General features: G+C 70.7%; 6 protein-coding genes and 2 pseudogenes. 6 read left to right on the plus strand and 2 right to left on the minus strand.

Annotated elements, in window-relative coordinates; translation table 11 throughout:
• From ABZ646_RS37515 to ABZ646_RS37540, 6 genes and pseudogenes are all read left to right on the plus strand, one after another.
• Positions 1-489, plus strand: a 489-nt coding sequence (locus ABZ646_RS37515; protein ID WP_360529446.1) for a formyltransferase family protein, incomplete at its 5' end; no start/stop codon positions are given.
• Positions 486-1,349 carry a bifunctional 5,10-methylenetetrahydrofolate dehydrogenase/5,10-methenyltetrahydrofolate cyclohydrolase gene (locus ABZ646_RS37520; protein WP_360529449.1) on the plus strand — a complete coding sequence of 288 codons (864 nt, stop codon included), beginning with the start codon at positions 486-488 and terminating at the stop codon, positions 1,347-1,349. The genes ABZ646_RS37515 and ABZ646_RS37520, both read left to right, overlap by 4 nt.
• A 145-nt stretch (positions 1,350-1,494) precedes the next feature.
• The gene (gene pabB, locus ABZ646_RS37525) at positions 1,495-2,949 is read left to right on the plus strand and encodes an aminodeoxychorismate synthase component I (protein WP_360529452.1); all 1,455 of its coding nucleotides are present in this window, start codon (positions 1,495-1,497) and stop codon (positions 2,947-2,949) included.
• A 4-nt stretch (positions 2,950-2,953) separates the two neighbouring features.
• Positions 2,954-3,829: a dihydropteroate synthase gene (gene folP, locus ABZ646_RS37530; RefSeq protein ID WP_360529454.1), complete on the plus strand. Its 876-nt coding sequence runs from the start codon at positions 2,954-2,956 to the stop codon at positions 3,827-3,829.
• An 11-nt stretch (positions 3,830-3,840) separates the two neighbouring features.
• Positions 3,841-4,026 (plus strand): annotated as a pseudogene (locus ABZ646_RS37535) (alpha/beta fold hydrolase); the annotation flags it as partial.
• Positions 3,948-4,565 (plus strand): annotated as a pseudogene (locus ABZ646_RS37540) (alpha/beta hydrolase); the annotation flags it as partial. The pseudogenes ABZ646_RS37535 and ABZ646_RS37540, both read left to right, overlap by 79 nt.
• A 200-nt stretch (positions 4,566-4,765) precedes the next feature.
• Here ABZ646_RS37540 and ABZ646_RS37545 read toward each other — a convergent pair.
• A complete protein-coding gene (locus ABZ646_RS37545; RefSeq protein ID WP_360529457.1) occupies positions 4,766-5,647 on the minus strand; it encodes a class III extradiol ring-cleavage dioxygenase in 882 nt (293 codons plus the stop codon).
• A gap of 245 nt (positions 5,648-5,892) precedes the next feature.
• On the minus strand, positions 5,893-6,373 hold a 481-nt coding region (locus ABZ646_RS37550; RefSeq protein ID WP_360529460.1), incomplete at its 5' end, for a heme-binding protein.

Below are 6,373 nucleotides of genomic sequence, written 5' to 3' on the forward strand. Positions count from 1 at the left end.
CGCCTGGTGCAGCACATGTCCGAGGGCAACCAGAAGAAGACCGCCGCCGCCCCGCTGGTCGCGATCCTCGCCGCGGACAACGAGTTCCACGAGGAACATCTCAGACTGCTTCAGGGCAACGTCGACTTCGTCGTCCTGGCGCGCTACATGCAGATCATCTCCGGTGACTTCATCCGGGACGTGGGCGTGCCGATCATCAACATCCACCACTCCTTCCTACCGGCGTTCATCGGCGCCGGCCCGTATCAGAAGGCGAAGGACCGCGGCGTGAAGCTGATCGGCGCGACCGCGCACTACGTGACCGAGGACCTCGACGAGGGACCCATCATCGAGCAGGACGTCGTGCGGGTCTCCCACGCGTCAACGACCCGTGACCTGGTGCGGCGCGGCGCGGATGTCGAACGCCTGGTACTCGCCCGTGCGGTCGCCTGGCATGCCGAGGACCGGGTCCTTCGCGAGGGCAACTCGACCATTGTGTTCGCGTCATGACCGCCACGATCATCGACGGCACCGTACTCGCCGCGGAAAGCCGCAAGGAGACCGCCGAACGCGTCGCCGGGTTCACGGCGGCCTACGGATGGGCGCCCGGCCTGGCCACGGTCCTGATCGGTGACGACCCCGCCAGCGAGGTGTACGTCCGCCGCAAGCGGAAGGCGGCAGCGGAAGCCGGGCTGGAGGACTTCCATCACCACCTGCCCGCCGACGCGAGCCACGCGCAGGTGGCCGCGCTGCTCGGCGAGCTCGCCGATGACCCTCGCGTCAGCGGCATCCTGCTCCAACTGCCGCTGCCGCCGGGCCTGGACCGCTACTCCCTCGTGGACCTCATCCCGGTGGAGAAGGACGTCGACGGTCTCACCACCGCGAGCCAGGGCCTGCTGGCCCGAGGCCTGCCGGGACTTCGGCCCTGCACCCCGAGCGGTGTCATCCGGATGCTCGACTCCGCCGGAGTCCGGCTGGACGGCGCCGAGGCCGTGGTCATCGGCCGCTCCGAGCTGGTGGGACATCCGGCCGCCGAACTGCTGCTGCGCCGCGGCGCGACCGTGACCATCGCCCACTCGCGTACGCGTGCGCTGGCGGAGGTGACTCGGCGCGCCGAGGTGCTCGTCGCCGCCGCGGGCATTCCCGGCCTCGTCACCGCCGAGCACGTGCGTCCCGGCGCGGCCGTCATCGACGTCGGCATCCACCGCACCGAGGACGGCCTGACCGGCGACGTGCGCTTCGCCGAGGTGTCCCGCACAGCGGGGTGGATCACGCCGGTCCCCGGCGGGGTCGGCCCGATGACAATCGCCATGCTGCTGGCCAACACGATCACCGCCGCGGAGAACGCGGCCTACGCGGCGACGCGCTGAATGCGAGCAAGGTCGAATGCAGACCCGACACCGCTTCTGGCCGTCCCCCCGAGAGCACAGGCCCCCCACACGGGGGGGTAGGGCAGTCACCCCAGCCGCATGAGCGGGGCCGAGCACACCGTCGGAGGACGATATGCCAGCACGAGTGCGCACTCCCGCGGCGGCCGGCAGCAGGGCAAGGTGGGACGCCGTCGCCCCGGCGCTGCGCCGAGTGTTCGCCACGGAGTCGGTTGCGGCCAGCGTTCGAGGCTGGGTGGACCCGGAGACCGCGTTCCTGGCCCTTGCCGCACCGGGAGACGACGTCGTCTGGTTCGACAACGGGCCGGAGGCGGAGCACGGCACGAGCCTGATCGGCTGGGCGGCCCCGACGGCCCCCCGCCTGCTGGCGCGCGAAGCGGACGGCACCCGGCTGCACCCGGCCCCCGGCATGTCCACCACATCCGTCACGGTGGATGTCCCCATCCTTGACCTCCTGCGCGAGTCGCTGCCTCCGGCGCTCAGTAGCCTGCTTCCGGCCTGGGTCGGCTGGTTCGGGCACGAACTCGGTGTGTCGTCGCTGGGTGTCCCCACCAGCACGGCGGGGATCCAGGCCGCGGCGGTGCTGGTGGATCGTGGGATCGTGTTCGATCACCACACCCGGCAGGTACGAGTCGTCGGTCCGGCCGACGAACGTCAATGGGTCCAGGACCGTCTCCGCGCGACGGAGGCGCTTGTGTACGCCCATCCGCCGCTGCCTCCCCCGCCCGCGCGGGCCCCCGGCCCGGTGACGCGTGCCCACCCCGATGACCGGTATCTCACGCTCATCCGCCGGTGCCAGGACCTGATCCGGGCCGGTCAGGCGTATCAGCTCTGCCTGACCAACCAGTGGCGGACCGCCTACCCGGCCAGCCCGTCGTCCGTTTACCGGCGCCTGCGCCGCATCGCGCCCAGCCATCACGGCGGCCTGCTTCGAATCGGCACCACGCAGCTGCTCAGCGCCTCGCCCGAGCGCTTCCTTGAGGTCAACCGTGACCGCACGGTCGTCACGCGCCCCATGAAGGGCACCCGCCCGAGAGGAGCGACCACGGCGCAGGACCTGGCCATGGTGGAGGAACTGATCTCCAGTCCGAAAGAGCGTGCCGAGAATCTGATGATCGTGGACCTCGTGCGCAACGACCTGTCCCGCGTCTGCGAGCTAGGCACCGTCACAGTGGAGGAACTCTTCGCGGTGGAGACCTACCGCACCGTGCATCAGCTGGTCAGCACGGTCAGTGGCCGCCTGCGCGAAGGGCTGAACGCGGTCGACGCCTTCGCCGCTCTGTTTCCGGCCGGCTCGATGACCGGGGCCCCAAAGAGGCGTGCCGTGGAGCTGCTGCACGATCTGGAGTCCGTCGCGCGCGGTTCCTACGCCGGTGCCTTCGGCTACTTCGCCGCCGACGGCAGCGCTGATCTGGCGACCACGATCCGAACCATCCACCTCGACGAGTGGGGGGCCTCCTTCGGCACAGGCGGCGGGATCACGATCGACTCCGACCCGGCGGCCGAGTTGCGGGAGATGCACCTCAAAGCGCAGGCGCTGCTGCAATCCCTCGGGCTGACCCGGACCGACGAGCGGGCGTGAAACCATGCCCGGCCTCATCCCCTCACACGGCACTGTGATCGTGGGGGTGCTCAACGTCACCCCGGATTCCTTCAGCGACGGGGCGCGCTACGAGCGAGCCAGTGCCGCCGTGCGGCACGCCCACGAACTGACGCGGGCGGGAGCCGACATCATCGACATCGGCGGCGAGTCCACGCGGCCTGGAGCGGCCCCAGTCGATCCACGCCTGGAAGCGGCCAGGATCCTGCCAGTCGTCACGGCTGTCGCCGCGGCGGGCATCACGGTGTCCGTGGACACGATGCACGCCACGACGGCGCGTGCCGCGCTCCGCGCGGGTGCCCGCATCGTCAACGACGTCTCCGGTGGCCTGGCCGACCCGGACATGCACACTGTCGTTGCGGAGTCCGGCGCCCAGTACGTGCTGGGTCACCTGCGCGGCACACCCAGAACCATGAACGAGCACGCACACTACGATGACGTCACCGCCGAACTCGCGGCCGAAATCTCCCAGCGCATCCGGGCAGCACGCGCGGCAGGGATCGAGCCGAGCCGGATCGTCATCGATCCCGGGCTCGGCTTCGCCAAAGCGGCCGAGCACAACTGGGCACTGCTGCGGAACCTCCCCGCGCTGGCCGCACTTGGCCACCCCCTGATGGTGGGCGCCTCGCGCAAGCGTTTCCTCGCCTCCCTCATGCCCTCCGAAGCACCGACCGCCGACCGTGACCTGCCGACGGCGCTGCTCAGCGCGCTCCTGGCCGAGCGAGGCGTGAACGCCCTGCGCGTACACGACGTGACCGCGACGAGAATCGCGCTCGATATGGTGCGCTTTCTGCTTCCGCCAGGCGGAATGGGGCTCGAGCGCGCCAGTTCCGGTCGAGTCGAATCCTCTCCACATTCCTGACGACGCACACGATGTCGTCGAGGCGAACAGAGGAGTCATCGTTGTCCACAGGTGCCACGCCTCTGCTCTTCCTGCACGGCTACTGGCACGTGTCCTGGTGCTGGACCGACGTCATCGCCCGCGTCGCTGCCCTGGGCCGCCCGGCGGTCGCGGTCGACATGGCGGGGCACGGACTGCGTGCCGAGCGCCCGCGTGCCTCACCCGACGCGCGTACGACCCGGAGGCGGTGGCCACCGAGGTCTCGCCGGTCGCGGGAGCGGACCTGGACCAGGCGGGCGACCTCCTGGTCTCGCAGATCAAGGAACTTGGCCGCGGCGGCCCCGTAACGGTGGTGGCCCACAGCATGGGCGGCGCTGTACTGACCCGGGCGGCCCAGCAGGTGCACGAGCTGGTGGCGCACGCGGTCTACCTCACCACCTTCATGCCCGCCTCGGACACTCCGGCCATCGCCTACGTGCAGCTGCCCGAGAACGCCGGCGAACTCGTCGCGCCCTCCGTACGGGCCGACCCCGCCGCGATCGGCGCCCTGCGCCTCGACCTCTCCCGCGACGACCCCGCCTACCGCCAGCAGCTGCGGGACGCGTTCTTCGGCGACATCCCTCCGGCCCTCGCCGACGCGGCCCTGGGGCTGCTCACCCCGGACGCCCCGGCCGGGATCGCGCTCCAGGCCACCGCCCCTGACCCGCGACGGCTGGGGCTCGGTCCCTCGCACCTACGTCACCTGCGCGCGGCATGACGGTGCGCCCGGTCCTGCGGCAGAAATTCAACGCCGATGCGGACGCGGCTTTCCCGGACAACCCGACCCACGTCGTGGCGCTGGACTCCTCACATTCGCCGTTCCTGTCGATGCCCGGGCAGGGGCCGACATCGTCACGAAGCTGGACGGGACAACCCCGTCGGTGGCGCGGCCGCCTCAAGCTGACTGGCCCCTGCGGATCAGCGCAGTGTGAAAGAGCGTTTGGCGCAGCCCATTGTGAAGCCGTCGATGGCGGTCCGGGCCGGCGCCTCCGGGTCGGTGGCGGTGCCGAGAGTGATGAAGATGGGCAGGAAGTGGTCCGGGGTGGGGTGGGCGTACGGCATCCCGGGCGCCCTGGTGGCGTAGGCGGCGAGTTCGTCGAGCTCGCCGCGGGCGAGCGCGTCGGCGGCCCAGGCATCGAAGTCGGAGGACCAGGAGGGGACGACACCGTCGGTGAACATCTCCCGGGTGAGGTAGGGCAGTCCGTGCGTCATGAAGCCGGAGCCGATGACGAGGACACCCTCCTCGCGCAGGGGGGCGAGGCGGTACCCGAGGGCCATCAGGCGGGTGGGGTCGTGGCTGGGCATGGACATCTGCAGGACCGGAATGTCGGCCGTCGGGTACATGGCCATCAGCGGGACCCAGGCGCCGTGGTCCAGGCCACGGTCGGTGTGCTGGTAGAGGGGTTCACCGTCGGGCATGGCGGCGGCGATGCGGTGGGCGAGTGCCGTGGCATCGGGGGTGTCGTAGCGCATCTGGTAGTAGCGGGGGTGGAAGCCGCTGAAGTCGTACACCAGCGGGGTGCCCGCCCCGGGGGCGGAGATCGCGAGCGAAGCGTCCTCCCAGTGCGCCGAGACGATCAGGATCGCCTTCGGCTTCGGCAGGGACTGCGCCCAGTCGAAGAGCTCGCGCAGCCAGGGGCCGTCGTCGAAGGTGGGGGGCGCGCCGTGGCTGAGGTAGAGGGCGGGCAGCGGGCCGTCGGCCGGGGTCCACTCCCGCTGCGCGCTGGCACGGGACAGGGCCTCGGGCAGGAAGGCGTCGTAGGCGCCGCCGGGTATCTTGGGGTTGAGGACAGAAGACATCGAAACCTCTCGGGTGGTCAGCCGTCACCCGACCAGGGGGCGTCGGGGCTGATCGTGTGGTGGATACGGCGGGCCGCCTCGCGAAGTTGCCGCTGCTCGCCTTGGTCAGCGGGTGGAACACCAGCCGGCGCACTTCGGCGACATGGCCGGGGGCAGTGGCCACGACCTTGTCCCAGCCGGCGTCGGTGAGGATCGCGAGTGTGCATGTTCTCGATGTGCGTGTGTCGTTCGGGTCGGCGGGCCGCTCAGCCCACCAGGGACGCGATGCTCTTCAGCGCCTGCGCCGCGAGGCGGTCGTCGGTGGCGCCGTCCGCGCCGCCCACCCCGATGCCGCCGATGACCTCGCCGTCGTCGGTGACGATGGGGTGTCCGCCGGGGATCGCCAACAGCTGGGCGTCGATGAGGTGGGGGTCCTTGGCGAACTCCGCGAACACCGCGGTCGGCATATGCATCACCGCCGCCGTGTAGGCCTTGCGGCGTGAGGTCTCGACGCCCATCGGTCCGGCGCCGTCGTCCTGCAGCAGGACCTTGACGACACCGCTGCTGTTGACCACGGTCACGCACACTTTCAGGCTGTCGGCCCGCGCGGCCTCCAGGACGGCCTCGGCCGCACGGTGGGCCATCTCGTAGCTCAGTGGTTCCCTCATGTCGTCCTTCTCGTCCCTGTCTTTCTCGTGCTTCTCGGCTTCGCTTGCGGGGCGGTTCGGGGTCGGGCGGGCCGGGACC

The organism is Streptomyces sp. NPDC007162 (assembly GCF_040634175.1).
GTDB lineage: Bacteria > Actinomycetota > Actinomycetes > Streptomycetales > Streptomycetaceae > Streptomyces.